This is a genomic window from Wenyingzhuangia marina (genome assembly GCF_900130035.1).
Lineage (GTDB): Bacteria > Bacteroidota > Bacteroidia > Flavobacteriales > Flavobacteriaceae > Wenyingzhuangia > Wenyingzhuangia marina.
In genome coordinates, this window is sequence record NZ_FQXQ01000003.1 from 89,387 (window position 1) to 115,988 (window position 26,602).

26 protein-coding genes are annotated in these 26,602 nt (G+C 30.9%); 7 read left to right on the forward strand and 19 right to left on the reverse strand.

The genetic code is table 11. The features are described from left to right. Window positions 1-88 precede the first annotated feature (88 nt). Window positions 89-1,105 (forward strand): Gfo/Idh/MocA family oxidoreductase, encoded by a 1,017-nt coding sequence (locus BUB70_RS07285; protein ID WP_073120034.1) that lies wholly within the window; start codon window positions 89-91, stop codon window positions 1,103-1,105. Here BUB70_RS07285 and BUB70_RS07290 read toward each other — a convergent pair whose 3' ends face one another. The 4 genes from BUB70_RS07290 to BUB70_RS07305 form a co-directional block, all read right to left on the reverse strand. Then, window positions 1,106-2,059, reverse strand: a complete 954-nt coding sequence (locus BUB70_RS07290; RefSeq protein ID WP_073120037.1) for a transglutaminase family protein — start codon at window positions 2,057-2,059, stop codon at window positions 1,106-1,108. Continuing rightward, entirely contained in the window at window positions 2,059-4,614 is a 2,556-nt protein-coding gene (locus tag BUB70_RS07295) for a circularly permuted type 2 ATP-grasp protein (protein WP_073120041.1), read from the reverse strand. The genes BUB70_RS07290 and BUB70_RS07295 overlap by 1 nt, the downstream gene beginning before the upstream one ends. Before the next feature lie 10 nt (window positions 4,615-4,624). Further along, window positions 4,625-7,969 carry a transglutaminase family protein gene (locus tag BUB70_RS07300; RefSeq protein WP_073120044.1) on the reverse strand — a complete coding sequence of 1,115 codons (3,345 nt, stop codon included), beginning with the start codon at window positions 7,967-7,969 and terminating at the stop codon, window positions 4,625-4,627. Between the two features lie 163 nt (window positions 7,970-8,132). Next, window positions 8,133-9,026, reverse strand: a complete 894-nt coding sequence (locus BUB70_RS07305; protein ID WP_073120048.1) for a YihY/virulence factor BrkB family protein — start codon at window positions 9,024-9,026, stop codon at window positions 8,133-8,135. A 223-nt stretch (window positions 9,027-9,249) separates the two neighbouring features. Here BUB70_RS07305 and BUB70_RS07310 point away from each other — a divergent pair, with 223 nt between their 5' ends. Continuing rightward, window positions 9,250-9,813: a hypothetical protein gene (locus BUB70_RS07310; protein ID WP_234950297.1), complete on the forward strand. Its 564-nt coding sequence runs from the start codon at window positions 9,250-9,252 to the stop codon at window positions 9,811-9,813. Window positions 9,814-9,815: 2 nt separating this feature from the next. After that, window positions 9,816-11,351, forward strand: a complete 1,536-nt coding sequence (locus BUB70_RS07315; RefSeq protein WP_073120054.1) for a GH3 family acyl-acid amido synthetase — start codon at window positions 9,816-9,818, stop codon at window positions 11,349-11,351. A 52-nt stretch (window positions 11,352-11,403) separates the two neighbouring features. Here the strand turns inward: BUB70_RS07315 and BUB70_RS07320 are convergent, their stop codons facing one another. From BUB70_RS07320 to BUB70_RS07335, 4 genes are all read right to left on the reverse strand, one after another. After that, the gene (locus BUB70_RS07320) at window positions 11,404-12,309 is read right to left on the reverse strand and encodes a carbohydrate kinase family protein (protein ID WP_308691427.1); all 906 of its coding nucleotides are present in this window, start codon (window positions 12,307-12,309) and stop codon (window positions 11,404-11,406) included. A 115-nt stretch (window positions 12,310-12,424) separates the two neighbouring features. Further along, entirely contained in the window at window positions 12,425-12,631 is a 207-nt protein-coding gene (locus BUB70_RS07325) for a hypothetical protein (RefSeq protein WP_073120057.1), read from the reverse strand. Between the two features lie 50 nt (window positions 12,632-12,681). Next, window positions 12,682-12,888 (reverse strand): hypothetical protein, encoded by a 207-nt coding sequence (locus tag BUB70_RS07330; protein WP_073120061.1) that lies wholly within the window; start codon window positions 12,886-12,888, stop codon window positions 12,682-12,684. 33 nt (window positions 12,889-12,921) lie between these two features. Then, a complete protein-coding gene (locus BUB70_RS07335) occupies window positions 12,922-13,083 on the reverse strand; it encodes a DUF1328 domain-containing protein (protein WP_073120065.1) in 162 nt (53 codons plus the stop codon). Window positions 13,084-13,290: 207 nt separating this feature from the next. On the opposite strand from BUB70_RS07335, the gene BUB70_RS07340 reads away from it, so the two are divergent. Then, window positions 13,291-14,334: an AraC family transcriptional regulator gene (locus tag BUB70_RS07340; RefSeq protein ID WP_073120068.1), complete on the forward strand. Its 1,044-nt coding sequence runs from the start codon at window positions 13,291-13,293 to the stop codon at window positions 14,332-14,334. A 5-nt stretch (window positions 14,335-14,339) separates the two neighbouring features. Here the strand turns inward: BUB70_RS07340 and BUB70_RS07345 are convergent, their stop codons facing one another. From BUB70_RS07345 to BUB70_RS07375, 7 genes are all read right to left on the reverse strand, one after another. Continuing rightward, window positions 14,340-14,546, reverse strand: coding sequence for a hypothetical protein (locus BUB70_RS07345; RefSeq protein ID WP_073120071.1), 207 nt, complete (start codon window positions 14,544-14,546; stop codon window positions 14,340-14,342). A 10-nt stretch (window positions 14,547-14,556) separates the two neighbouring features. Further along, window positions 14,557-14,913 carry a hypothetical protein gene (locus BUB70_RS07350; RefSeq protein WP_073120074.1) on the reverse strand — a complete coding sequence of 119 codons (357 nt, stop codon included), beginning with the start codon at window positions 14,911-14,913 and terminating at the stop codon, window positions 14,557-14,559. Beyond that, the gene (locus tag BUB70_RS07355; protein ID WP_073120077.1) at window positions 14,913-15,242 is read right to left on the reverse strand and encodes a YtxH domain-containing protein; all 330 of its coding nucleotides are present in this window, start codon (window positions 15,240-15,242) and stop codon (window positions 14,913-14,915) included. The genes BUB70_RS07350 and BUB70_RS07355 overlap by 1 nt, the downstream gene beginning before the upstream one ends. Before the next feature lie 40 nt (window positions 15,243-15,282). Beyond that, complete coding sequence (locus BUB70_RS07360; RefSeq protein WP_073120080.1) at window positions 15,283-15,927, reverse strand: SOS response-associated peptidase family protein; 645 nt, start codon at window positions 15,925-15,927, stop codon at window positions 15,283-15,285. A gap of 38 nt (window positions 15,928-15,965) precedes the next feature. Next, window positions 15,966-16,457, reverse strand: a complete 492-nt coding sequence (locus tag BUB70_RS07365; protein ID WP_073120085.1) for a Dps family protein — start codon at window positions 16,455-16,457, stop codon at window positions 15,966-15,968. A gap of 125 nt (window positions 16,458-16,582) precedes the next feature. Then, the gene (locus BUB70_RS07370) at window positions 16,583-17,506 is read right to left on the reverse strand and encodes a mechanosensitive ion channel family protein (protein WP_073120089.1); all 924 of its coding nucleotides are present in this window, start codon (window positions 17,504-17,506) and stop codon (window positions 16,583-16,585) included. Between the two features lie 109 nt (window positions 17,507-17,615). Beyond that, a complete protein-coding gene (locus BUB70_RS07375) occupies window positions 17,616-18,380 on the reverse strand; it encodes a TIGR02757 family protein (protein ID WP_073120092.1) in 765 nt (254 codons plus the stop codon). Window positions 18,381-18,716: 336 nt separating this feature from the next. On the opposite strand from BUB70_RS07375, the gene BUB70_RS07380 reads away from it, so the two are divergent. Both BUB70_RS07380 and BUB70_RS07385 read left to right on the forward strand, forming a co-directional pair. Then, a complete protein-coding gene (locus BUB70_RS07380) occupies window positions 18,717-20,261 on the forward strand; it encodes an alkaline phosphatase PhoX (RefSeq protein WP_073120096.1) in 1,545 nt (514 codons plus the stop codon). 96 nt (window positions 20,262-20,357) lie between these two features. Beyond that, the gene (locus BUB70_RS07385; protein ID WP_229742981.1) at window positions 20,358-22,073 is read left to right on the forward strand and encodes a cytochrome-c peroxidase; all 1,716 of its coding nucleotides are present in this window, start codon (window positions 20,358-20,360) and stop codon (window positions 22,071-22,073) included. A 28-nt stretch (window positions 22,074-22,101) separates the two neighbouring features. On the opposite strand, the gene BUB70_RS07390 is transcribed toward BUB70_RS07385, so the two are convergent. From BUB70_RS07390 to BUB70_RS07400, 3 genes are all read right to left on the reverse strand, one after another. Further along, window positions 22,102-22,401 (reverse strand): hypothetical protein, encoded by a 300-nt coding sequence (locus BUB70_RS07390; RefSeq protein WP_073120102.1) that lies wholly within the window; start codon window positions 22,399-22,401, stop codon window positions 22,102-22,104. 114 nt (window positions 22,402-22,515) lie between these two features. Next, a complete protein-coding gene (gene cydB, locus BUB70_RS07395) occupies window positions 22,516-23,589 on the reverse strand; it encodes a cytochrome d ubiquinol oxidase subunit II (RefSeq protein ID WP_073120105.1) in 1,074 nt (357 codons plus the stop codon). 3 nt (window positions 23,590-23,592) lie between these two features. Next, window positions 23,593-24,924 carry a cytochrome ubiquinol oxidase subunit I gene (locus BUB70_RS07400; RefSeq protein WP_073120108.1) on the reverse strand — a complete coding sequence of 444 codons (1,332 nt, stop codon included), beginning with the start codon at window positions 24,922-24,924 and terminating at the stop codon, window positions 23,593-23,595. A 190-nt stretch (window positions 24,925-25,114) separates the two neighbouring features. Here BUB70_RS07400 and BUB70_RS07405 point away from each other — a divergent pair, with 190 nt between their 5' ends. Then, window positions 25,115-25,792 (forward strand): DUF2461 domain-containing protein, encoded by a 678-nt coding sequence (locus tag BUB70_RS07405; protein WP_073120111.1) that lies wholly within the window; start codon window positions 25,115-25,117, stop codon window positions 25,790-25,792. On the opposite strand, the gene BUB70_RS07410 is transcribed toward BUB70_RS07405, so the two are convergent. Further along, the gene (locus BUB70_RS07410) at window positions 25,785-26,591 is read right to left on the reverse strand and encodes a carboxypeptidase-like regulatory domain-containing protein (protein ID WP_073120114.1); all 807 of its coding nucleotides are present in this window, start codon (window positions 26,589-26,591) and stop codon (window positions 25,785-25,787) included. The two genes, BUB70_RS07405 and BUB70_RS07410, sit on opposite strands and share 8 nt — an antisense overlap. Window positions 26,592-26,602: the final 11 nt, after the last annotated feature.

Genomic DNA, 26,602 nt, shown 5'->3' on the forward strand with positions numbered 1-26,602 from the left:
TATCATTTACAACAATTATATGCATGTGATGTGTTTAAAAGATTTTAAATATTTAAATTGCTGTCAATAATTAAAAAAGAACTTATCAATGTCAAAAATCATCAAAACAGGATTGTTATCTTTTGGACTTTCAGGAAAAGTTTTTCATGCACCTTTTGTAAATGAGCATATAGGATTTGAACTAACAGCTGTGGTAGAAAGAAGTAAAAAAACAATCAAAGAGGTCTATCCTGATGTAATTAGTTACGATAGTGTTGATGAGATTTTAGCAGATAATAATCTAGATTTAATTATTGTAAATACGCCCAACAATACTCATTACGATTTTGCTGTAAAAGCTTTACAAGCAAAAAAACATGTGTTGATGGAAAAGCCATTTGCCATCACTTCAAAAGAAGCAAAAGAATTATATAAAGTAGCTGCTGAAAATGATTGTAAAATATTAGCATATCATAACAGGAGATACGACAGTGATTACCTTTCTGTAAAAAAAGTATTGGAATCTGGTGATTTAGGAAATGTGGTAGAAGCACATATTAGATTTGATAGATACAAAACAGAAATAGGACCAAAAGCTGTTAAAGAAACTGCAGAAGTTCCTGGAAGTGGAATTACTTATGATTTAGGTTCTCACATTGTTGATGCTGCGATTTCCTTATTTGGACTTCCTGTGAGTTGGCATAAAAAGAAAGGATATTATAGAGAAAATACTCAAGTAGATGATTTTATGTGTGCTTATATTGAGTTTCCTAACAATATTCATGTTCATGTAACAACAAGCCTGTTAGTACCTAATCCACAATCGTCTTTTGTAATACATGGAACCAAAGGAACATATGTAAAACAAAGAATTAATTTACAAGAAGAGCAATTGATGACTGGTATGCAAATTACTGATGCTAATTATGGAGTAGAGCCTAAAGGAATAGAAGGGGAATTAACCATTGCTTTAAATGCAACAGAAAGAAAAACCATTAAAATTCCTGCTGAACCTGCTACTTATATGCATATTTTTGAAGCCGTTTATCAAACCATTATCAATGGAAAAGAATATCCAATTACCGAAGCACAGATTGTTAAACAACTAGAAATTTTAGAAGCATAATTATTGCTGTTGTTGTTGCTGTTGAGAGCTTGATCCCGGAATTTTTATTTGAGTTTGTTGATAACCACCATCAGGTCTAATATCAACAGATACTCGTAAAGTACTTTTTCCACTGCTGTATAACACTCCTTTTAATGGGGCAACATCATAATAATCTCTTCCCCAAGCGACCACAATGTGTTGGTTTTTTGGAATTTGATTATTGGTAGGATCAAAATCTAACCAACCAAAAGTGGGTATGTAAACCGAAAACCATGCATGGGAAGCATCGGTTCCAATTAATTTTTCTTTCCCCGGAGGAGGTAAAGTTTCTATGTAGCCACTTACATATTTGGCGGGAAGTTTTACAGAACGCAAACAAGCAATGGCAATTTGTGCAAAATCCTGACAAACCCCTTTTTTCTCTTTCATTACTTCGCTAATGGGGGTAGCTACGTTAGAAAAAGTAGTGTTGAATTCAAAATCTTTAAAAATACGTTGCATCAGTTCGTAACTCGCTTCATATACAGATCTGTCGGGTTTAAAAGAAACTTCAGCATAGGCTTTTATTTTCTCATCAATATTTTTAATCAATACAGATTCTAATTGAAATTGTCTGGCTTCTAAAATTTCATCACTTACTCCTTTTAAAAGTTCTAAAGATTCAGATAAAGTAATGTTTTTAGCCGCTTCAAAATCATCAATAGAAGGACAAAGAAGGATATTTCTATCAACTTTGCTAATGGCAGAAACTTTTAATTGCTTGTGATGTTCTTGAATAGAAAAACGAGTAATGGTATTGCCAAAAAAATCAACTCTTTCAGAAAATTCTACAGGTTTTGGACTGATTTGTAAATCATAAGAAATTAATCTTTGTCCTAAAATATTCTTAGGTTTTAAAATAGCCATGTTATGACAAAAGGTAACTCCTTCTTCATAATCATATTGAGTTGTATGGATGACTTTATAAACCATTATATCACAATTTTTTGTTTAACCATTTGTGTTTGTTGATAGGTATGATCAAAGTATGTATTGGAAATAGATAAAGAAGTTTCGTGTAGCAAATCACTTAATTCAGATAATAAATCTTCTAAGTTATTTCTTAATGTTTTGTCTTCGTTTAAATTCAATAAAGTGATTGAATCAACATTTTTAATAAGTTTATTGGCCACTCTAATAGTTTCTAAAGATTTAGAAAAACCTAAAGTTCCTTTTGGAATAGGTAATCTTTCTATGTCTTTTTCTATTCTTTTTAACTGATATGACAGCGATTTTGGATATTCTTTGTCTAATAATACCAAGTTTACCACATTGTCTATACTTAAATAAGAACGATAACTATATCTGTAAATATTTAAACTTTCGTGGCTAGATAACAACGATTCTAATATTTCGTAGTTTAATTGTTCTTCATAATTAAACACAATTAAAGATCTACATTTGGCAATATTCATAGTGGCTTGCTCCATTTGTAGACCAATAAAATAAAGTAGTAAACCTTGGTTTACCAAAATACTTTCTTCTATTAATCCCATAAAAGCAATTAATCTTGTTACGGTTCTATCTAATAATTTTGTTAAAGAAGCAATAGAAGGTTGTTCATCAGCATTGTAGTTTCTCCATAATTTTTTAATACTATCAAAAACTCGCCACATGTCTTTAGACCAAAGATTTCTTAAACTATAATAAGAATTGTTAAAACTATTTAAAGTTTGAGCCAAACTACCTATTCTATTTTCATCTAAAATTAAAGATTGAATTTCTTTTAAAGGATTCTCTAATGTTTTTTCTGAACCTTCCCCAACAAAACCGGGAAAAGTAGAGGTGATGTTTGTAATGGCTTTGTACAAATAATTTAATATTTCCGACTCTGATTTTCTAGAGTTGTACTGCTCATTATTCATGTTATTCAATACCATTCTAATAAATCTAGAAGTTACCAAAGCTCTTCCTAAATACCTACCAGACCAAAATAAGTTTTCGGCTGTATTACTAGGTAAATCATTAATATCTGACACAGAAATGTTTTGAGAACTATTCCATGTGTATTGTTGAATATTGGTTTGTAGTTCATTACTAATAACCCAAAAATCTTTACTAACACCACCACGTTGGTTAGAAACGCGTAATTCTTTTCTTTCTGAAGCCACACGCACCAAACCACCTGGCATTACTGTATAACCGTTTCCTTTGGCAATGCTAAACGTTCTACAAACTATTTTTCTAGGTTCTAATTTTCCGTTGATGTAGGTAGGGGCTGAAGAAAATGATATTTTTTCTTGAGCCACAAATCGGCAAGGATTTTTTAGAATTTCTTTTTTTAGTACTTCAATTTCTACTTCTGATAAAAACTCGCAAAAGAATAAACTTTCTCTGTTAGATCTATCAATTCTTTTAACAACAAAATTTTTGATGTTTTTAAGTACAAAATTTAATTCCTTTTCTTGTCCACACCACCATGAGGCAATTTGCGGAAGGATTAAATCTTCTTTAAAAAAGTAGTTACAAATAGCGTTCATAAAAGGAACCAAACCAGAGTTCTCTATCACACCACTTCCTACAGGGTTTACAACAGTAATGTTTTGATTTCTTACAACTTCTAACAATCCTGCAATTCCTAAATAAGAATCTTCTCTTAATTCTAGCGGATCTACAAAAACATCATCCACACGTCTTAAAATAACATCAACTTTTTTTAGTCCGTCCAAAGATTTCATCCAAACAAAACCATTACGAACAATCAAATCATTCCCTTTTACCAAAGGATAACCTAACAAAGATGATAAATAAGCGTGCTCAAAATAAGTTTCGTTATGCGGTCCAGGAGTTAAAATAACAATGTTCGGATTTTCAACATCTTTAGGAGCCGCATCAATCAACATTTGATTGAAGTCGTTAAAAAAAGCAGAAGGCTGTTTTACATTGATATTGTTGTATAATTCCGAGGCAATTCTACTGGTGGTAAAACGATTTTCCAAAGCATAACCCATTCCAGATGGGGCTTGAGTTCTATCATTCACTACCCACATTCTACCATCGGGACCCCTAGAAATTTCTGCAGAATAAATCATTAAAGATTTTGCAGTGGTATATTTTATTTGATCACAATGTCTTAAAAAACCTCTGTGCTCATAAATAACTTCTGGAGGGAGAATTTTGTTTTTAATTAACTTTCTTTCTCCGTAAATATCTTTTAAAATTAAATCTAAAAGTTCAGCTCTTTGTTTAATTCCTCTTTCTACTTCTTTCCACTCATCTTCATTAATCACAAAAGGAATAATGTTTAAGTTCCAAGGTCTGTTTAAACCATTAGGATCGTTGTAAACATTATAAGTTACCCCGTTCTCAGCCATTAACCAATCAATTTCACTTTGAAGGCTTTTTAGTTTTTCATCACCAATAGTGCTGATGTTTTCCAATAATGTGTTCCAATTTTGATTGATTTCTTTATTGGGTTTTAAAACTTCATCATAATTCTTAATATCAGATAAGTAATCTTTAAAAAGTTTATTTGAATCAATAGTCATTTAGGGTACTCTATTTTTTACGCAAATCTAAGGTATTTGGGAATTCTTTATCGACTGGAATGGTTTTATATCTGAATTTTTTTGAACTACCTAACTCTTCCACAGTTCTTTTAGGAGCTTCTGTCTCACTTTGGGTAATCTCTTCAATATTATCAACATATGTTTGTGTTTCTCCAATATCCCAAAAACGGTTAATTCTTCTAGATTCTGCTTCAAAACTATTCACAGGGAAGGTTTCGTATGATCTACCACCTGGATGAGCAACAAAATATTTGCACCCTCCAATAGATTTTCTACTCCAAGTATCTACAATATCAAATGCTAGGGGAGTGTCTACTCCAATAGTTGGATGTAAAGCAGAATATGGATCCCATGCTTTGTATCTAATTCCAGCTACAAATTCACCTTTTACAGCTGTAGGTTGCATTTGTACTTTTACGCCATTACAAGTCAATACATATCTTTCATTAACAAAGTTTGATACTTTTACTTGCAAACGCTCTAAAGAAGAATCTACATAACGGGCTGTTCCGCCACCAGTCATTTCTTCCCCTAATACATTCCAAGGTTCAATACCTGCTCTAAGTTCTAAATGAATATTGTTGATGTCTACCATTCCATGTAAAGGAAATCTGAATTCAAAGAAAGGATCAAACCAATCTAACTCAAATTTGTATCCAGCTTTGTTTAATTGGGTAACAATATCTTTAATGTCTTCTCTAACAAAATGTTCTATTAGGAATTTATCGTGTAATTCTGTTCCCCATCTAACCAAATCGTGTTCGTATGGTTTTTTCCAGAACCAAGCTACTAAGGTTCTAACCAATAGCATTTGTAACAAACTCATTTGAGGATGAGGAGGCATGTCAAAACCACGAAGTTCTAATATTCCTAATCGACCAGAAGAGGAGTCTGGAGAATATAATTTATCAATACAAAACTCTGCTCTGTGTGTGTTACCTGTTAAATCGGTTAATAAATGTCTAAATAACCTATCGGTTAACCAAAAAGGAACTTCTCCATCTTTGGGAATTTGACTAAAGGCAATTTCTAACTCGTATAAGTTTTCCATTCTGGCCTCATCAATTCTTGGTGCTTGACTGGTAGCTCCCACAAAGGCTCCAGAAAATAAATAAGACAATCCTGGGTGATGTTGCCAAAAAGTAAGCAAGCTTCTTAATAAACTAGGTTTTCTTAATAAAGGACTGTCCGCAGGAGTGGTTCCTCCTAAAGTTACATGATTTCCTCCACCAGTTCCTGTATGTTTTCCATCAAGCATAAACTTCTCTGTTCCCAAACGAGCTTTTTTTGCTTCCCCATACAAAGTCATGGTATTGTTAACCAATTCTTCCCAATTTTTCATTGGGTGCACGTTGACTTCTATTACTCCCGGATCTGGAGTGATTTTCATAGATTCTACTCTATTGTCATGTGGTGGATTATATCCTTCTAAAATAACAGGAATGTTAAGTTCTTTAGCAGTGGCTTCTATAGAAGCAATTAAATCAAGAAAAGCATCAGCACTATCTAAAGGTGGTAAGAATAAGTACAATTTACCATATCTAACTTCGGAACAAATTGCAGTTCTAACAAAATATTTAGGTTTGTTAGTGTCTATTCCGTTGATACAAAAATCTTTATATCTGGTGTTTACCAATCTTTTAAAACTAGGTAAAGGTTTACGTTCTTTAAATAAATCTGGTTCGTAAACAGGAAAAATTTCGTATTCAGGTTTGGTGATTAAAGAGCTTAAAGGTAATCTTAACCCAATAGGAGAAGTTCCAGGGGTTAAGTGTAAATTTTTACGTCTAAAAACCCATTCGCTTGTAAACCATTGGTCTTTATGTTTGTTTAATGGCAATACATAACCAACTGCTTTATTGGTTCCTTGTGCTAAAATTTCTGCAAGTCTTTTTCTGATTAAATCTTCGCTGTTTGGTTTGCTAATATCAATATCAACAGGAATGTTTCCTTCTTCCCAGAGCATGTAAAAAGCATCTTCATAAGTAGGAATAATGTGTTGATGAGAAACGTTTAAATATTTGGTTAAGGTTTTTAAAAACTTAAGATCACTTCCTTCTGGAACTATAGGATTTGGTGAAAAACAAGAAAGTAATTCTGGAGTATGCCAAATGGGTTTTCCATCTTTTCTCCAATACAACTGAATTTCCCATCTAGGTAAAGGTTCTCCAGGATACCATTTTCCTTGCGCATGATGTAGCATTCCGCCTACACCAATTTTATCCATTAACCTTTTGGTTAAATCGTTGGCTAATTTTCTTTTGTGGGATCCATCAGCATCGGTATTCCATTCGGGAGATTCCATATCATCAATAGAAACAAAGGTAGGTTCTCCACCCATGGTTAATCTAACATCTCCTTTTTGTAAATCTTTTTCAACTTTATATCCAAGTTTTTCAATGGCTTTCCATTGTTCTTCGGTATAAGGTTTGGTAACTCTTGGCGATTCTAAAATTCTAGTGACTGAATTTTCAAATTCAAATTCGGTATTAATTTCTTTATCACTTAAAATTCCTCCACTAACTGCAGCAGCACTTTCATAATGTGGTGTACAAGATAAAGGAATATGTCCCTCACCGGCTAACAAACCAGAAGTGGAGTCAAAACCAATCCAACCTGCACCAGGAATATAAACTTCTGTCCATGCATGTAAATCTGTAAAATCTTCTTCAGGTCCGGAAGGTCCATCTAATGATTTTTCATCAGATTTTAATTGCACAATATATCCAGAGACAAATCTGGCTCCAAATCCTAAATGTCTCATAACTTGTACAAATAACCAAGAGTAGTCTCTACAAGATCCAGTTCCACATTTTAAGGTTTCCTCAGCGGTCTGCACTCCAGGTTCTAATCGTATGTTATATTTTAAAAACTCATATATTTTTCGGTTGATATCAATTAAAAAATAAATGGTTTTTCTAGGCGTGTAATCAATGGTTTTTAAAAACTCTTGTAGTAAATCACTATCCTCATTTATTTCTAAGTAAGGAGTCAATTCTTTTTTGGTAATCTCATTATATTCAAAAGGATATTCTTCGGCACTATCATCTACAAAAAAATCAAAGGGATTGATGGTTTTTAAATCGGCCACAATTTCTACTGAAATAGATAATTCTTTGGTTTTTTCAGGAAAAACAACACGTGCTTGGTAATTTCCAAATGGATCTTGTTGCCAGTTAAAAAAGTGCTCTTCGGGCTCAATTTTTAAAGAATAAGACTCAATAGGAGTTCTACTATGTGGTGCAGGTCTTAGTCTAAAAATATGTGGCGATAAGCTTACCGAACGATCGTATTTGTATTTTGTCTTATGGGAGATTACTACTTTTAGAGCCATATGTTGTTGATAGTTTGTTTGGACTGATTGTCCTTTTTCTAAAACAAACTAAGTTAAATGAATTCTATTTTAGAATATCTGTGTTTCCTCAGTTTTAACAAAGATTTATTAATTAGCTATTATAGTGTGTGAAATTTATGTTTCTGTTAATTTATGATGATTTTTAATCTACAATTTTTGCATAATGATTTGGATGAAGTCCTTTTCCGTATTTTGATGCATATACTTTTGTAAATTCCGCTCCTAAAAAAAGAATTAAACAAGAATAAGATACCCATAATAGAATTAAAATTACTGATCCAGCAGCCCCAAAAGTAGAACCAGGATTTGTAGTACCAAAATAAATCCCCAACGCAAATTTACCAATACTAAAAAGTAAGCTAGTAACAAAAGCACCTAGCCAAACATCTTTCCAAGAAATAATTACGTCTGGTAGAATTTTAAAAATTAAAGCAAATAAAACGGTAATCAACCCTAAGGGAATGATAAAGTTTATGATTTGAAAAAGGTAAAGAATTAGATTTGAAAAATGACTTTGAATCCAATCTGTAAGTATACTAATTATGGTTGTTAGAATTAAAGAGATCAGTAGCAGAAACCCTATAATTAAGACCAGACCTAATGAAAACAATCTATCTTTTACAATTTTAAAAAAACTATTATCAGGTAAAGGTTCTACACTCCATATGTTGTTAAGTGCTTTTTGTAAGGCAATAAACATTCCTGTAGCACCATAAATTAAAGAGGCAATACCAATAATTAAGGCAATGGTAGATTGTTCTTTATCAAAAGTATTTTGAAGCATGGTTTCAATCAAATTGGCAGAATCACTTCCTAAAACACTAGAGACTTCATTAATAATTTTAGTTTTTACTTCAATTTTATCATAGATAAGTCCCACGGAATGAATAGAAATAATGATTAAGGCGGGAAAAGAAAATAAAGCATAATAACTAACGGCAGCACTCATTTGAAAAGGACTGTTTTTGTTCCAGTTTTTATAGGTTTCTACACTTAAATTTTTAAATACTACAAAATAATTCAGGAGTTTTTTCATTGCCAATGCCTTTAATGGGTTGATAACATTAACGAACTTAACTTTAATTTTATTAATAATAAAGCATTCAAATTAATAACGTTCATATTTAATTTATATGGGTTCATATAAGGTGTGATTCGTGTTTAACTTGCAAATAGTTATGAAAACAAAGAAAAGAATCATATTAATCTTACTTTTTCCTATCACATTAGGATTTATTTATAGCATGAATTCAAAAAAAATGACACATAAAATTATTCCTAAAATAATTAAAGAAGAAGCGTTAATTGCTTTGTCTCATTATCCTGATTTAAAAGATACAGCAATTGAGTTTGTCATCAAACCAAGTTTAAAAACTTCTTTTATGAAAGCTCAGCCTGTTTTCAAAACGATTTTAAATCCATCAAAAAACAGGTGTTATAAAATTTTTATCAGTGAGCATTTTGTGGTTGAAAATAAAAAAGTAAGTCTAGATGAAATTCCTAAAAATGTATTAATTGGTTGGTTAGGACATGAATTAGGACATATCATGGATTATAAAAATAGAAGTGGATTTGATTTAATTGCTTTTGGAATTAGGTATTTGTTTTCGCAAAAACATATTAGAGAAGCAGAAAGAGTAGCAGATTCTTATGCAGTTTCTAATGGCATGGGAGATTATATTTTGGCAACCAAGAATTACATCTTAAATCATGCAGATTTTTCGGATGCTTATAAAAACAGAATTAAAAGATTATATGTGTCTCCTGATGAAATTTTAGAATTGATTGAAGAAACAGATAGTATTAACAATTTAAAAGAATAGAGATGGCAATTATAGGAAGCATTATAAAAACAGCAATAGAGTTAAAAGAAAAATTAACTCCAGAAGTAGCCCCTAAAGAGGCTCAGTTAGAAGTTTTAAAATATTTAATAGAAAGAGGAAGAGATACTGAGTTTGGTAAAGCCTACGGTTTTAAAGAAATATTAGCATCGGACGATATTCAAAAAGCTTTTCAAGAGAAAGTACCTTATTTTGATTATCATCAAATGGAAGAGGAGTGGTGGTACAAAACTATTGAAGGAAGGCCTAATGTAAGTTGGCCAGGAAGTCCTGATTATTTTGCATTGAGTTCTGGAACTACGGGTAAAAAAAGCAAAAGAATTCCTGTAACCGAAGAAATGATTACAGCTATTAGAGATGCAGGAATTAAACAAGTAGAAGCCTTGGCTAATTTTGATTTACCTGCAGAATTCTTTGAAAAAGAAATGATGATGTTAGGAAGTTCTACGGATTTAGAGGAAAATAACAATAGGTTAGAAGGAGAAATTAGTGGTATTTCTGCCGCGAATATTCCGTCTTGGTTTAGAGGGTATTACAAACCAGGAGAAGACATTGCTAAAATTGATGATTGGGATGAGCGTGTGGAAGAAATTGCAGAAAGAGCTAAAGATTGGGATATTGCTGGGTTAAGTGGAATTCCATCGTGGATGGAAATGATGATGCAAAAAGTAATTGAATATCATGGAGTAAATGATATTCATGATGTTTGGCCAAGCTTACAAGTTTATACTTCTGGTGGAGTGGCATTTTCTGCTTATGAAAAAAGCTTTAATAAATTATTAAAACATCCTATTAAGGTGATTGATACTTATTTGGCTTCGGAAGGTTTTATTGCATTTCAAGAAAGACCAGAAACAGATGCGATGAAATTGGTATTAGACAACGGAATTTATTTTGAGTTTGTGCCTTTTGAACCAGATTATATTTTAGAAGATGGTTCTTTAGATCAGAATGCTCCAGTTTTAAGTATTGATGAGGTAGAAAAAGATAAAGATTATGTGTTGTTAATTTCTACTGTTTCAGGAGCTTGGCGATATTTAATTGGAGATACTATTGCGTTTACAGATGTAGAACGTGCCGAAATTAAAATTACGGGGAGAACTAAATTCTTTTTAAATGTAGTAGGTTCTCAATTATCCGTTAGTAAAATGGATGCAGCGCTAAGAGAATTAGAAACAAAGTATGATGTAGAAATCCCTGAATTTACTTTAGCAGCTACTAGAATTAATGAGGAATTTCATCATCATTGGTATTTAGGTATTGATGACTCTTCATTAAACGAAGAGGAAATAGCAAATACTTTAGATGTTTTATTATCAGAAGCTAATAACAATTATAAAGTAGCAAGAACCAAAGCCTTAAAAGGTGTAAAAGTTACCATTGTTCCTACCAATGTTTTTACGGAATGGAATGGTCATCAAAAGAAAAAAGGAGGACAGGTAAAAATGGCTAGGGTAATGAGTGAAGAAAAATTTAAAGAATGGGAAGATTTTGTGTTTTCTATAAACAAAGCTTCTTAGAAAAATATTTTTGTAAAAAAGGTCAAATCATTAATTAATGATTTGACCTTTTTTAGTTTAAAGTATCTAGATATTGATTGATTTCTTCTTCCCTAATTATAGGATTAGCTCCCTCGTTACTAGCTACAATTGATCCTACAGCACAAGCAAAATCAATGGCGTGTTGAGGTTTTCCGTTACTTAATAATTGACTAATTAATGAAGCTAGAAAAGAATCTCCCGCACCAACTGTATCTGCCACAGTTATAGGAAAGCCAGTATTGTTATATAACTTTCCATTCCACAGCAACACGGCTCCGTCTTTTCCTTTGGTTACACACAAAGAATGGGTGTTGGTGTGTTTTGAAATAAATTTAATATTATCTTCAATAGTAGTAAAGTTAGATTCTAGTTCTGCAGAAATTTCTAACAATTCTTCATCGTTGAATTTTATAAAATCAGCATGATTCATCAATGTTTCTAAAGTTTCCATTTGATAATGAGGAGCTCTTAAATTTACATCAAATACTTTATACGGTTGTTTGTTTTTTAATAAATGATACAAAGTGTTTCTAGAAACTTCATCACGACAAGCCAAACTTCCGAATAAAAAAACATCTGATGTTTTTACAATGTTATTTAATGTTTCATCATACTCCATTTTATCCCATGCGGATGGATGTTTAATAATATAAGTTGCAGATTTGTGTTCGTCTAGTTTAACATTTACCAATCCTGTTGGATAATTATTAGTTATAACACCATTTGTATTGATGCCATTTTTGTGTAAATAATTAAGCAATATTTGTCCATCTTCATCATTTCCTACTGCACTAATCATGGATACAGTAAAACCAAAAGAACTTATTCTAGAAGCTAAATTTAATGGAGCTCCACCTATTTTTTTAGTGTTTTTAAAAACATCAAATAAAATTTCTCCGTAACTAACAAATTTTAAGTTTTTATTGTTAAACATCATATTGTAATGGGTTTATAGTTGTTGCAACAAAAAACCAGAGAAGAAATTCTCTGGTTTTTTAGTATAATAAAATTAAAATTTTATTCTTAATCTTTAATAAGTTATCTATTATTTATTATTCGGCAGCATCTTCAGCTTCGTCAGCTACTTCATCAGCAGCATCTTTTACTGCATCTCCTGCATCGTGAGCAGCATCATCGATGTCATCACCTACTTGTTCTATTTTGTCTTCTACTTTTTCTGATTTTGATTTTTCTTTACAAGAGAAAGAAATTATAGATATAAATAATACGATTGCAATTGGTAAAATTGATTTTTTCATGATTTTTTTGGTTTTATAATTAATATTTAAGTTGTAATTTTTGAGAGATGCTATTCTACAGCATCTTCAACTTCATCAGCTACTTCTTCTGCAGCATCTTTAATTTCATCTCCTGCATCGTGTGCAGCATCTCCTATGTCATCACTAATTTCTTCTATTTTGTCTTCAACTTTTTCAGAAGTTGATTTTTCTTTACAAGAAAAAGTTAGCGTTGAGGCAAATAATATAATAGCGATTGGGATGATTGATTTTTTCATAACGTGTTTTTTTTAGGGGTTGATAAATAAGTTTTAAATCATTCTTTTCCCAAACAATAGGGATAATACAAATAGAACGATAAAAATAAAGAATAGTATTTTTGCGATACTAGCAGCTCCAGCTGCAATTCCTGTAAATCCGAATAAACCTGCAATGATTGCAAGAATAATAAATGATATTGTCCATCTTAACATAACGTAGTTTTTTTTGATTAATTGTAATGTAAAAGTATACTTAAAGCTTCTATTGTAAAGATAATGAGATAAAGAGTCTAAGATGAACGCTATCGGATTTAAGATGAACGCTATTCCTATTCATTGTAATAAAATAACAGGAAATTAATTTTTATAGAATATAAATAAGAAGATAAGCTTATCTTTACGTTCAAAAAAATCTCTGCTATGATAGAAATTAACATTACCGCTACCAATTTAAAGGAATCTGTAAAGCAAATACAAGTTGTTTTAGGAGGTGTTATTAAAGAAAGATGGGGAGAACATAACCTAACCATTAACAATGAAAAGGTATTTGGAACCATCCGTTATATTGAGTTTGATAGGGGAGTGAGTATGTTTGAAATCGATATGCTTTTTCATGAGGAGGTTTTGTTGCTTAGAGATACTTCTCTATACAATCCTATCCGTTTTTCTTATTGTTTAGAAGGTTTTTACGAGCATCATTTCGATAATACTACTGTTAGAAAAAAGATAGATCAGTTTCAGTCTGTTATTATTTCTGGTAAAGATGGTGGTCATACGCATAGTTATTTGCCTAAAGGTATTAAGGTAAGAACTAATGAAATTCAGGTGTTACGAAATAAATTTATGGGAAGGGCTTTAACGCCTATGGATACTTTAAATGACCAGTTGCATGAAGTGTTTTTAGATGCCGATCATGAAAATAAATTCTCTTACTTTGGAGCTCATAATTTAAAATTGGCAGATCACATTAATTTTTTATCAAACATTAAAAAGAAAGGTTTGATTAAAATGTTGTTGATAGAAAGTAAGGTTTATGAAATTTTATCGCAACATATTTTTCAGCACAATCAAGCTATGAGTGGTCAAACTATAGAAACTTCTTTGTTAAAAAGTGAGTTAAAATTGGTTAGAAAATATGCTAAAAAAATAATAAAAACGCCAGCCGTTAACTATTCTTTAGAATCTATTTCTGAAGAAACAGGATTGACACAAGCCAAATTACAAGAAGGTTTTAAATTATTATATAATAGAACAGTTACAGAATATATTAGACATGTTAGATTAAAAGAAGCCAGAGACTTAATGAATACGACTGATATGAACGTATCAGAAATTGTATATACTGTTGGGTTTAGTAGTAGAAGTTATTTTTCTAAAATTTTTAAAGCCAAGTTTAATGTTAGTCCTAGTGAATATTTAAAAATGAGGAATGAAAAAACGCTTCTTCAGAATGAAGAAGCGTAATGTTTTTAGGCTTTGTTTTTTGTTCTGAACAAAAATTCTATTCCTAATTTGGTCGCTTTTTTAATGAGATAAGCTTGTAGCCAATGGTAGGGTTGAAAGTTTTCTACTGTACTCTTTTTTACATATTTTAACTCTTCAATAGCAATTTTTCTCTTTAGCTGCAATACTTTTAAATCTCTTTTGATTTCCGCTAAGTTTTTATAATCTTTCATGTTGATGATATTATTCTGTTGAGAAAAAAGTTTTAGAAACCATTCTTATTACACGACCTTCTATAAGTGGTTTTCTAAAGATATAAATAAGCGCTGTTATTAAAAATAAAACTCCAGCAGAAAGCAACAAAGCGTAGTGTATACTTCCTAAAATTTCTTCTAGTAAAAAAACACTTTCTATAATTAATAGAATAAGACCAAAAAGTAGCAAAGAACCAATAATAAAGCTTTTAAATAATAGAATAAAAACTTTGCTTATTTGTTGAAACGTTTTTAACTCAACATATTCTTTAGTAGCGTTTAAATAGTCCTCACTACTTTTTGCTATTTGTCTTGAAGTTTTATTGATGTTTTTTAATAAACTCATTATGATTTCTGTAATTTCTTATTTTTCGCTTTTAAGACTTCTAATTGTTTTTCTAAAGAAGTAATCACATCTTCTGCTTTGTGACTTCCAGTAGAAACTAAATCTTCAATTTGCTCTTCTAAAGTTTCTTTTTTAGCACTAATGCTGTCTGCAACACTATTTCTAAGAGATTCGGCTTCATTTACCAGTGTTTCTCCAGTTTCGGTTACTTTGTCTTTAATTATTTTTCTTGTTTTACTTCCTTTAGCAGGGGCAAATAATACTCCTAAAAGTGCTCCAGTAGTTAATCCTGCTAATATTCCTAATGCTGTGTTTGTGTTCTGACTCATGTTTTTTTTATTTTAAAGTTAATACTATTTTTTTGATGATTTATGAATATTCTAAAGTGTTGTTCACTTGGGTAATATTCAGTGGCATATATGAAGTTTTTTGTATAAAATCTTCTATATGATTTAAAGTTATATCATCGGATAACCATAAATTTTTGTAGTCACTATTGATAATAGTGGGCATATATTTGGTTAGATTTTGATACTTTTTTATAGCTTCGTTTTGTGGACTAAGTAATAATGTAAAAGTTAAAAATCCATCATTTAGTTTATTGTAATATCCTGCTAAGTAAAAAGGGGTATTGTTTTTAGCAGAAACATAATATTGATGTGTTTTACCCTCTTTTAAATAGGTGGTAAAAAAACCTGTGACTAAAATTAAACAACGGTTGATGTTTTCTAATTGATCAATAACTTCGTTGTTTTTTAGTTCATCAATTTTAACGGTTAAAGTGTCTACTAAATCTTGAAACTCTAACCAATCTTCATCATAGTTTTCTGGTAACAATCCCCAAATAGCAAAAGATATTTCATGTTGATTTTCTTGCGTAATCACGGGGACTATAGTTTCTTCTTTTCCTGTAATTATATAAGATTTTTTATATAGCTCTGGGTGCTTTAGTGGAATTCCTGCGAACTCTACTAAGGCATTTTTTGAGGCCATATTTGAAATTTTTAATTTCATTTTAAAATCTTTTTTAATTCTTTAATCCTTTTTTAAAATTAGGCAGTTACTTTTTCTTTTTTGGTGCTTTTAGACCAGGCATTTAACATCCAACTTGTTTTTTCTAATTCTCTAATGTAAGCACCAACTAAATCAATGGTTCCTTCATCTTCTGCATTTTCACAAACTTTAATGATGTGAGACATTTTAGAAATTAAAATACCGTGATCTGATAATAGTGTTTCTACCATTTCTATATCTTCTAATAAAGTATCAGATTCTTCAATTTTAGAAATTTCTAAATAATCACTATATCTACTTACTGGGTGATGTCTTAATGTTAAAATACGTTCTGCAATTTCATCAATCTTGGTTCTTGCATCGTTGTACATTTCTTCAAACTTTTCGTGTAAGTCAAAAAAGTTTCTACCTTCTACATTCCAGTGGAAATTTCTTAGTTTTTGATAGTAAATATGATAATCAGCCAACAAGCCATTTAGCTCACTTACTACTGGTATTAATTTTTCGTTATTTTGATTTAGGTAATTCATTTATATATGTTTTAAAGGTTCATAAATATGTTGTTAAAAAGTGTCTAACAACGTTCTATTACAAAGATAGGGCAGGTATATGTTGTTGCTTAGCTCATATAAATTACATATGAACTCTTATGAAATTAAGAGCTAGAATCTTCGTTATTATCAGAAGTGTTTAGGGTAAAGTTTTTAGGCATATCCAAAGTTCTAATAGGAAATGGAATATTAATATCATTTGCTTTATAAGCTTCTTTAATTAACATAATACATTCACTTTTGGCTTTGGCAACTTCAAGGGCAGAGGTAGAGTTAATCCAAAATCGTAACTCATAATCAATAGAGCTGTCTCCAAATTCTCTCCATAAAAACAAAACTTCTTTTTGATTGGTTACTACATCAAAGTTTTTTACAATGGTATCAATGGTTAAATCTTTTACCATTCTTAAATCAGAATCATAACTAACCCCACATTCCAATATTACCCTAGATTGTGCTGTGGAAGAAAAGTTTTTAATAGGATGTTCTACTACTAATTTGTTGGGTATGTAAACCAAGTTATTATCAATTTGTTTAAGAGTAATTGCTCTTAAATCAATATCAATTACTTCTCCTTCATAGTCATTAGTTTGAATCCAATCTCCAAATTTTACCTGTTTAATGTATGATAACACAATTCCAGAATATGTATTGGATAGTACTCCTTGTAAAGCCAAACCAACAGCCAAACCGGCAACCCCAACCCCAGCTAAAATGGTGTTTAAAACTTTATTAAGATTAAGGATTCCTAATATTAGGAAAAGACCAAATAGAATAACAACAATAGCAATGAACTTAGAAATTAAGCCTTTCATTGAGTGTTGTAGCTTGGTTTTATTCAATAGCTTTAAACTAAATCTACTAATATATTTAGAAGCAATGATGACAATAAAAAAAACAACAATGGCAATTACAATATTGGGTAAGTTTACTACAATAACATCTAACCATGAGATGATTTTTTCAGTCATTTTATCCCAAGCATCATAAGCTCTATTGGTAATTAATTCTGTAATATTTGGAGTCATTTTGTAGTTTTTAAGTTTGCTTTTTACAAAACTACAGGATCATTACAGTTTATATTGGCTCATATAAATTTGATATGGACTCATTTACAAGTCAATTATAATTTTATGTTTAGAAGCCTTCAAAAACACCTAAACCAAATAAGGCAAAATCGTATTTAATAGGGTCTTTAGCATCTAGTTTTCTAAGGTTATTATCTAACTCTAACAAAGCTTTAGCATCATTTTGTTTGCGAGTAATCAATCCTAATTTTCTTCCCACGTTTCCTGTATGGACATCTAGAGGGCAAGATAAATAGGCTGGAGAAATGCTTTTCCAAATTCCTAAATCTACTCCTAATTTGTCTTGTCGTACCATCCACCGTAAAAACATATTGATGCGTTTGGCAGCAGAACCTTTTAAAGGATCTGAAACGTGTTTGGTAGTTCTGGTAGGATGTGGAATTTTAAAAAAAACTTTTTTAAACTCGTGTATGGCGGGTTGTAAAGAGTTGTTAGAAATATTTTTAGCAAAAACCTGTTCTAAACCTCCATAATTTGTATAGATGTTTTTTAAAGAGGTGATAAAAAACTGTAAATCGATGCCATTAAACGTTCGATGTTTAAAATTGGCTAATTTTTCTAAATCTTCTTGGGTATGATGCATCACAAAATCATGAGGAGTGTTTCCAAGTAAATCCATCATTTGTAAGCAGTTTTTAATAATCATAGGACGCTTTCCCCAAGAAATAGTAGCAGCCAAAAAACCAGCAATTTCTATGTCTTCTTTTTTCGTAAACAAATGTGGAATTTGTACAGGATCACTCTCAATAAAATTTCTGTTGTTATATTGTATTACTTTATTATCTAAAAATTCTTTTAGTTCGGTTTGGGTCATGCTTTAATATAAAAATAAGGATAAAAGTACAAAATTGCTTTAAGTCCAACCTTTTAAATTCAATATTCATAAATTTTTCTGAACTATTTACTTTTTGTTTTTTGAATTTGTAAACCTTTAGAACAAATATAAATAAGAATCTAAAGTTGTGTTAACAGCACAAATCACTTAAGAACAGTGGTTCATGAAAAACAAGGTTGGTTAGGATAAACTTTTCTTAACAAACTTTACATAGAACTAACAAAAACAGTAGCTTTTCTTAAAGCTTAGCTTACATACTTTATTAAGATCCACCGTTATGTTTGTCATATCAAAAAACAAAACAAATTATTTAAAATGAAAAATTTAAAAACATTACTATTTACATTGGCTTGTGGATCTGCTGTATTATTTTCCGCTTGTGGAGAAGATGGTTTGAATGGTACTGATGGTACAAACGGACAAGATGGTAAGGATGGAAAAGATTATACACCTCCCGTAGAAGAGTTGATTCCTTTAACAGCTTCTAAAACACCAACTTTATTAAAATTAACTTCAGATTTTTCATCTGTGGTAGTAACTCCTATCATGTCTTCAGAAGATCAATTAGAAAGTACTCCAGATTTTGTATATGGGTCTTTAGCTGATGGAGCAGGTTTGTTACCAGAAGAGGATGGTACTTTTACTTTAATTAATAATATAGAGGGAGATTATTCTATTGCTAGAATTAAATTAAATGCAAGTTTACAACCTATGTATGGAGAATATATTGTAAATGCATTTTCAACAGCATTTACAGCTCAATGTTCAGGAACTTTAGTTACACAAGAAGAGCATGGTTTTGGACCGTTGTATCTTTCAGGAGGAGAATGGGGAGGAGCTTCTAAAGGGGTTTTTGCTACAAATCCTTATAAATCAGCTGACGATGCAGATACCGCTATTATGTTACCTAAATTAGGACAATGGTCAACAGAAAATGCAGTGCCAATTGGTAAAGATGCTTTTCCTAATAACACTGTCGTTTTTATTGGTGATGATGACTCAAACAATTCTGTTCCTTCAGGACAATTAGGAATGTACATTGGAGCTCGTGGAGATCTTAAAAATGGAAGCTTATATGGTTTAAAAGTAACAACTACAGGTATAGATTTTGAAATGGATATGTCTGAAGGTACTGAATATGAAGCTGAATTTGTTAAGTTAGAAGAGACTCAAATTGACTTATTAGATACTGAAGCTAAAGCTAAAGGTGTAATGGGATTTGCTAGATTAGAGGATATAGATTGGAGAAGAGGTTCTGCAGCTAACCAAAGAGAAATTTATTTTTGTGTTACTGGTAGAATCAAGCCAGACTTAATTGGTAAAGGAACTTCTTTTGGTCGTGTTTATAAAGTAGTTTTAAATGAAGATATGACAAATAGTAATGCAGATGGTTACTTAAAAGCAACAATCACTTGTGTATTAGATGGAGATAAAGTTGGAGGAAAAGCTGATGGTTTCCATTCTCCTGATAATATTGTTGTAACAGAAAACTATGCATACATTCAAGAAGATCCAAACGGTTATGCTTCTCAAAACGCAGCTATTACAGGTTTTGCTAAATTATACCAATACAATTTGGCTACAGGAACGGTGAAAACTGTTTTGGAATGTGATCAAACAAATGCAGAGGCATTAGGGTATGGTTCTGCTTCATCTGCTTGGGAAATTACAGGAATGATTGATGTGACTGATGTGGTTAATAATGGAGAAAATACATTTATGTTAATTACACAAAACCATGGTTGGGAAGCTCCTGCCGGAACTTATTTCACAGATCCTAAAGCAAACTCAGTATTAGAAGGTGCAAGTGCAACAAACGAAGGTTCTGTATTATATAAAATTACAGGATTAGATAGATAAGAAATTTTTATGAATAACATATTATTTATAAAAGCAAAGGCATATACATTAGGTATATGTCTTTTGCTTTTAACAGTGTTGGCCTGTAAAAAGGAGATGAAAACAAAAACTCTAAAAATTTCTAAGGATAAAGAAGTTGATGTTTTTTATCAACAAGAATTAAAATTGTGTATTGAAGCTTTAGATTCAATAATTAAGTTAAGCAATCAAAACAATAAAATTGAAGTTTATAAAAGAGCACGAAAACATTTTAAAACCATCGAGCCTATTTTAGCTTTTGTAGATAGAAATAACTACAAATCTTTAAACGCTCCTAATATCTTGCAAGTTCAAGAAGAAGATGCAACGGATATAAAAATTGGAAGTCCATTTGGGTTCCAAGTAATTGAAGAAATGCTTCATGAAGATGAGGTTGATCACGTTGAATTAAATAATATAGTATCAAAAACAAGTAGCAGACTTAAATTAATTAAAGAGAATAGTTCCATTCATTTTAAAGATTATCATGTTATTTGGGTGATAAGAAATCAAATTATTAGAATTGCTACAACCGGAATTACAGGTTTTGATTCTCCTGTTTTGTCTCAATCTCTATTAGAATCTAAATACACCTATAAGACGTTGATAAAACTTATTGAAGTATGTCAAGATTATTTTACTTCTAATGGATTAAAGAAAGAAATTGTTGTTTCGTTTCAAGATGCCATCAAAACTTTAGATGGAGATTTTAATGATTTTGACAGATATACATTTATTAAAAATTATACAGATCATCAATTAAAATTATTAGTTAAGATCCAAAAAGATTGGGCGGTTAATTTTCCTTTCGAAATGGCTGTCTCAAATAACATCACCTCACTTTTTGGTAAGGAGGCTCTTAATGTTTATTTTTTTACAGATTTTAAAAGTGATACTACAAAAATTAAAGAAAAGGAACATTTTGGAAAGTTATTGTTCAATGATAAAATGTTATCAAAAGATAACAATTTAGCTTGTGCATCTTGCCATATCAAAGAGTTAGCCTTTACTGATGGTAGAAAAACATTTAGTAATAAACAAACAAGAAATAGTCCAACACTTACTTATGCAGCTTACCAGCAATCATTTTTTATGGATGCACGCACGGGTAGTTTAGAAGGTCAAATTGTAGGGGTAGCAAACAATCATGATGAATTTAATTTACCTATGGATTCTATTGTAAATAGAGTGCTTAAAGCTCCTGTATACAAAAGACTGTTAGACTCTTTATATGGTTTAAAAAGAGTTGATTTTAATATAAGACATGCCATTGCTTCTTATATAAGAACCTTAAATAGTTTTGATTCAAAATTTGATAGAAATATCAATGGAGTAGAAAATACCTTAACTAATTCAGAAAAAAAAGGGTTCAATTTATTTATGGGAAAAGCAGTTTGTGCTACTTGTCATTTTCCTCCATTATTTAACGGAACGGTTCCTCCGGATTTTAAGGATACTGAATTAGAATTGATTGGTGTTCCAGAAGAGAATGATACAATCAATGCTATGGTTAGTTCTGATTTTGGTAGATATAATATTTTTAAAACTAAGGAAAGAAAACATTTTTTTAAGACTCCAACCGTCAGAAATATTGAAAAAACAAGTCCATATATGCATAATGGTGTATACAATACTTTAGATGAAGTAGTAGATTTTTATAATCGAGGAGGGGGACAAGGAATTGGAATTCACGAAGAATATCAAACCTTACCTTTTGATGAGTTAAATTTATCGGATCAAGAAATAAAAGATATTATTGCTTTTATGAAAACATTGACGGATGTACCGGAATAAAATATATTAAGAATTAAAAAAGCCTTCTCTATTTAGAGGAGGTTTTTTTGTATAAATATGCTGCTAATAAAAATAATAGTATGCCTCCCAAGGTAGAAACCATCAAGTTGATAATAAATGGAAACATGTTTATCTGATGATTCATCATAACGTCAGTTGGAGTAAAACCCAACCTACTAAAAGATTTGATGAATAAAATACTTCCAAAAACACCAATAATGGTATTTCCTGTAAAACCAAATTGCTTTTTGTTTAAAAAATAAGCGTATAGGTTTACACTTATAATTCCTACAAGAATACTTAACAAAGAAATAGATGTTTCTGTCATTTTTAGTTTTGATAGGTAGAAAACATCTCGACTATGTTCATTGACGATTACTTATTTTTTTGAAAATATCATCGATGATCATCGAACGTAGTCGAGAATTAAATTTTTAAATTATTAGTGTCCGTAATCCATATTATCTATTTTACCTCCTAATAATTTTTTTTGGATGATGAAGTAAATAATTAACAAAATAATTCCAATAATCATCCAAGGTATGGCAACTGACATTCCGTATTCGCTTGTAGCAGTATTGTATATGGTTAAGTCAGGGTTTAGATTATTAGTAGAAGGCAATAAAGTAGGAAACATAGTTGCCAAGGTAGAAGTTACTCCACCACTAATCATTAGACAAGAACAGGTAAATGCATACACTTCTTTTTTAAATTTTTTAACAAAGAACAAACCTATTAAGCCTGTAAAGTAAATCGTAGGGAAAATTAAAAAGATGGGGTATTCCAAATAATTAGCCAAAGGATGGGGTTCTACAATATGCCAAATACTTACAGAAAAAATAGTTAACACAGCTAGGGTAATATTTAAATTAAACACAACATTTTTTAGTTGTGTGTTAATACTAGCATTGGTTTTTAAAACAATCCAGTTGGCACCGTGAATAGTTAAGGTTACCACAGCAATAATTCCTATAACTATAGTAAACCAATCAATCACACCAGGATGGGTAGTAGAAGGGCTAAAACTAGCATCCCACAAAGGCAAAAAGAAATAGTGAGGTTCATAGGCGGATAGATTATTTTCTACACCTCCTAAATTTACCCCTCTGGCAATATTTCCTAATGCAATTCCAAAAAACAAAGCCAATAACAAACTAGATACACCAAAAGATTTATCCCAAATGGTTTTCCATATAGGATGATTTATATGTCCTCTTAATTCTAAGCCTATAGCTCTAAAAATAATTAACCATAATATAATAATTAGTGGAAGATAAAATCCACTAAATGCCGAAGCGTAAAGAGTAGGAAAGGCCATAAACAATAAACCACCTGCTGCAACCAACCAAACTTCATTAGAGTCCCAAAAGAGACCAGCCGCTTTAGCAATTACTTCTTTGTCCTTTTCTTTTTTAGCAAAAAATAAATGAATAATTCCTGTTCCAAAATCGTACCCATCTAAAATAAAAAAGATGGTTAAAATCAATGCGATAATAACAAACCAAAAGATTTCCATAGTTTAATGTTTTTGATGTTGAGGTCCGTGATAAATTGTTTTTCCTACTAAGACTAAAAATAACAAGCCTAAGAGCATGTATAGAGCTACAAATCCTAATAAGGTAAATAAAGTGTTTCCTGAAGATACAGTTAGCGAAACTCCATCAACTGTTTTTAATAATCCATAAACCAAATAAGGTTGTCTACCTAATTCTGCCACATACCAACCTGTAATATTAGCAATAAATGGAAATGGAACCAAGAATAGAATGGTCCACAATAAAGGTTTAAAGTTGTACAGTTTTTTACGATATAGAAATAAGATTGAAATCCCCATAATTCCAATAAAAATAGTTCCCAAACCAACCATAATATGATAAGAGTAGTATAAAGCAGGAATGTTGTCTGGTAATTCACTTTCATCAAAATGATCCATTCCAATAATTTGTTTGTCCCATTCTTGATAGGTTAAAAAGCTAAGAATATTTGGAACGGCTATTTTGTTGTCTAATTTCTTTTCTACCATGTTTGGCTGACCAATCAAAACAATTTCTGCTCCAGCATCTTCTGTTTCAAAAATTCCTTCCATAGCAGCAAAGGCAGCAGGTTGATATTTTGCTACATTTTTAGCATTTAAATCTCCTGTTGGAAAGGCAACCAATAAACTTGAAATCAATCCGATGATAACTCCTGTTTTTAAGAATAATTTTCCGTGTGCTTCGTGTTTTTTTATCAATAAATAAAAAGCCCCAATACTTGCTACTACAAAAGAAGAAGTAACCAAAGAAGCCATTTGATTGTGCAAAAAAGCAGGTAATAACCAAGGGTTGCTAAAAAGTTTTGAAAAATGAGTCAATACAAATTTTCCGTTTTCTAAAATTTCATATCCTACAGGATGTTGCATCCAAGCGTTGGTGGCTAAAATTAAATAACCACTTGCCCAAGAGCCTAAAAAAACAAAAAATCCGGTTAAAAAATGGAGTTTTTGTCCCATCAATTTTTCACCAAAAATAAACAAGGCTAAAAAAGAAGATTCTAAGAAAAAAGAAAAAGTTCCTTCCATGGCCAAAGTTTGTCCAATAATTCCCCCTGTTAATTCAGAAAATTTAGCCCAGTTGGTTCCAAACTGAAACTCCATAGGAATTCCGGTAATGACTCCCATGGTAAAGTTGATGGCAAAAATCTTCATAAAAAACTTAGCTGCATCGTTATAAATTTCTTTGTTAGATTTTAAATAATATCCTTTAAAAAGAATAATAATTAAAGAGAGTCCCATGGTGAGTTGTGGGAAAATGTAGTGGAATGTGATCGTAAAAGCAAACTGCAGTCGATCGTAAAAAATCATGTCTTCCATGCTTTGTCTTGTTGTGACTAAAAAGTCGGTGTAATTGTATAATAAAAGCCAGTGTTTTTAAGGCTTTTTAAATTTAGAATGAACACTTAAATTTAAGGTATTTTGATGATTTAGCTGTTTATTTATAGAAGAAAAGTAAGTGTGTTTTCGCATGAATTTGTACATTTATAAAAATCAAAAACAACAGTGTATGTCTATCCAAATTCAACCGTCTATTTTTAACTTTTTAAATGCTTTAAAAGAAAATAATACTCGTGAGTGGTTTGCAGAAAACAAAGCTTGGTTTACGGAAGAAGAAATTCAATTAAAGTTCTTTTTTACCAAGGTGATGGAAGGTTTGAGAGAAGAAGATGATATTGAAGGAATGAAAGCTTACAGAATTTATAGAGATGTAAGATTTTCTAAAGACAAGTCGCCCTATAAAATTTATAGAAGTTGTAGTTATAAAAGAGCTACAGAAGCTTTAAGAGGTGGTTATCATGTAGAAATTACCCCAGGAGGTTCTTTTCTTGCATGTGGTTTTTGGCAGCCTAATAAAGAAGATTTGTTAAGAATTAGAAAAGAATTTGAAATGGACAGTGATGAAATTAATGAAATCATTAATTCTGTGTCAATTCAGAAAATTTTTGGAGGTTTTCATGATGGAGAGACCTTAAAAACTGCTCCCAAAGGTTTTGATAAAGAACACAAAGATATTGAGTTAATACGCAAAAAAGATTTTATCCTATTAAGAAAATTTACGGATGAAGAAGTTCTTGATCCTAATTTTTATAAAGAAGTGATAAAATCTTTTAAAGCAGCAAGACCTTATTTAGATTATATGAGTGATGTGTTAACTACAAATCTAAACGGAGAGTCTCTTATTTAGTTTTTTCTGATTTTGAAGTATGGCCGTTTTTAACCGCTTTATGGTTGTCATAACATTCTAACACAGCCTCAATTAATTGTAAATCGGTAGCCTTGTTAATAAAATATGGAGAGTAATCACAATCAGATAAAACTTCGGTTAGTTTGTTAATATCCATTTGTAAATAATCTAAAATAATTTCTCTGTCAAAACGATCTGCTAAAATTTTACGAGTAGCATCTTTGTTTTTTAATTCTTTTAAATCTCTTAGTTTTTTAGGCTTAGATCCAAAAAGGTTATAAACAAAATCAGCAGGGTTGCTAATGGTAATTCCTCCAGCCCCTAAACTAGTTCCCACTCTACTATTTTGTGTTTCATAGGTTTGTTTTAAACCGTTGATATGAATCCTATTATATCTGTCTTTAGGTACATTTTTAACATCAATTTCTAGAACACCAATAATTTTATAAGCATGCACATTTACTTCTGGTAATTCTTCTACTCTAGGAAACAAATCAACATTTAATTCTGTTCCTTTAGATAAATCTCTTGTTACCTTTAATTTAATAGATTCAAACCCTAAACTAGAAATTAAAAGAGTATCACTTTCGGTTACATCAATTTCAAAAAGACCTTCTTTATTAGATACAACACCGTTAATATTACTAAGGTTTAATAAAGTAGCTCCTTGTATAGAGGTACTGTCTACAGCACTAGCAATTTTCCCTTTAATGGTAAATTTTAATAAATCTTGTGCAGAACCATATGTGTAGGTTAAAAGACAAATTGCAAAGAATATATATGTAATTTTTTTTCTCATAATGTAATGTA

Bases quoted from the DNA above. Each gene is read 5' to 3' on its own strand.
- BUB70_RS07285 (WP_073120034.1), top strand. From the start codon at position 89: ATGTCAAAAATCATCAAAACAGGATTGTTATCTTTTGGACTTTCAGGA.
- BUB70_RS07290 (WP_073120037.1), bottom strand. From the start codon at position 2,059: ATGGTTTATAAAGTCATCCATACAACTCAATATGATTATGAAGAAGGA.
- BUB70_RS07295 (WP_073120041.1), bottom strand. From the start codon at position 4,614: ATGACTATTGATTCAAATAAACTTTTTAAAGATTACTTATCTGATATT.
- BUB70_RS07300 (WP_073120044.1), bottom strand. From the start codon at position 7,969: ATGGCTCTAAAAGTAGTAATCTCCCATAAGACAAAATACAAATACGAT.
- BUB70_RS07305 (WP_073120048.1), bottom strand. From the start codon at position 9,026: ATGAAAAAACTCCTGAATTATTTTGTAGTATTTAAAAATTTAAGTGTA.
- BUB70_RS07310 (WP_234950297.1), top strand. From the start codon at position 9,250: ATGACACATAAAATTATTCCTAAAATAATTAAAGAAGAAGCGTTAATT.
- BUB70_RS07315 (WP_073120054.1), top strand. From the start codon at position 9,816: ATGGCAATTATAGGAAGCATTATAAAAACAGCAATAGAGTTAAAAGAA.
- BUB70_RS07320 (WP_308691427.1), bottom strand. From the start codon at position 12,309: ATGATGTTTAACAATAAAAACTTAAAATTTGTTAGTTACGGAGAAATT.
- BUB70_RS07325 (WP_073120057.1), bottom strand. From the start codon at position 12,631: ATGAAAAAATCAATTTTACCAATTGCAATCGTATTATTTATATCTATA.
- BUB70_RS07330 (WP_073120061.1), bottom strand. From the start codon at position 12,888: ATGAAAAAATCAATCATCCCAATCGCTATTATATTATTTGCCTCAACG.
- BUB70_RS07335 (WP_073120065.1), bottom strand. From the start codon at position 13,083: ATGTTAAGATGGACAATATCATTTATTATTCTTGCAATCATTGCAGGT.
- BUB70_RS07340 (WP_073120068.1), top strand. From the start codon at position 13,291: ATGATAGAAATTAACATTACCGCTACCAATTTAAAGGAATCTGTAAAG.
- BUB70_RS07345 (WP_073120071.1), bottom strand. From the start codon at position 14,546: ATGAAAGATTATAAAAACTTAGCGGAAATCAAAAGAGATTTAAAAGTA.
- BUB70_RS07350 (WP_073120074.1), bottom strand. From the start codon at position 14,913: ATGAGTTTATTAAAAAACATCAATAAAACTTCAAGACAAATAGCAAAA.
- BUB70_RS07355 (WP_073120077.1), bottom strand. From the start codon at position 15,242: ATGAGTCAGAACACAAACACAGCATTAGGAATATTAGCAGGATTAACT.
- BUB70_RS07360 (WP_073120080.1), bottom strand. From the start codon at position 15,927: ATGAAATTAAAAATTTCAAATATGGCCTCAAAAAATGCCTTAGTAGAG.
- BUB70_RS07365 (WP_073120085.1), bottom strand. From the start codon at position 16,457: ATGAATTACCTAAATCAAAATAACGAAAAATTAATACCAGTAGTAAGT.
- BUB70_RS07370 (WP_073120089.1), bottom strand. From the start codon at position 17,506: ATGACTCCAAATATTACAGAATTAATTACCAATAGAGCTTATGATGCT.
- BUB70_RS07375 (WP_073120092.1), bottom strand. From the start codon at position 18,380: ATGACCCAAACCGAACTAAAAGAATTTTTAGATAATAAAGTAATACAA.
- BUB70_RS07380 (WP_073120096.1), top strand. From the start codon at position 18,717: ATGAAAAATTTAAAAACATTACTATTTACATTGGCTTGTGGATCTGCT.
- BUB70_RS07385 (WP_229742981.1), top strand. From the start codon at position 20,358: ATGAAAACAAAAACTCTAAAAATTTCTAAGGATAAAGAAGTTGATGTT.
- BUB70_RS07390 (WP_073120102.1), bottom strand. From the start codon at position 22,401: ATGACAGAAACATCTATTTCTTTGTTAAGTATTCTTGTAGGAATTATA.
- cydB (WP_073120105.1), bottom strand. From the start codon at position 23,589: ATGGAAATCTTTTGGTTTGTTATTATCGCATTGATTTTAACCATCTTT.
- BUB70_RS07400 (WP_073120108.1), bottom strand. From the start codon at position 24,924: ATGGAAGACATGATTTTTTACGATCGACTGCAGTTTGCTTTTACGATC.
- BUB70_RS07405 (WP_073120111.1), top strand. From the start codon at position 25,115: ATGTCTATCCAAATTCAACCGTCTATTTTTAACTTTTTAAATGCTTTA.
- BUB70_RS07410 (WP_073120114.1), bottom strand. From the start codon at position 26,591: ATGAGAAAAAAAATTACATATATATTCTTTGCAATTTGTCTTTTAACC.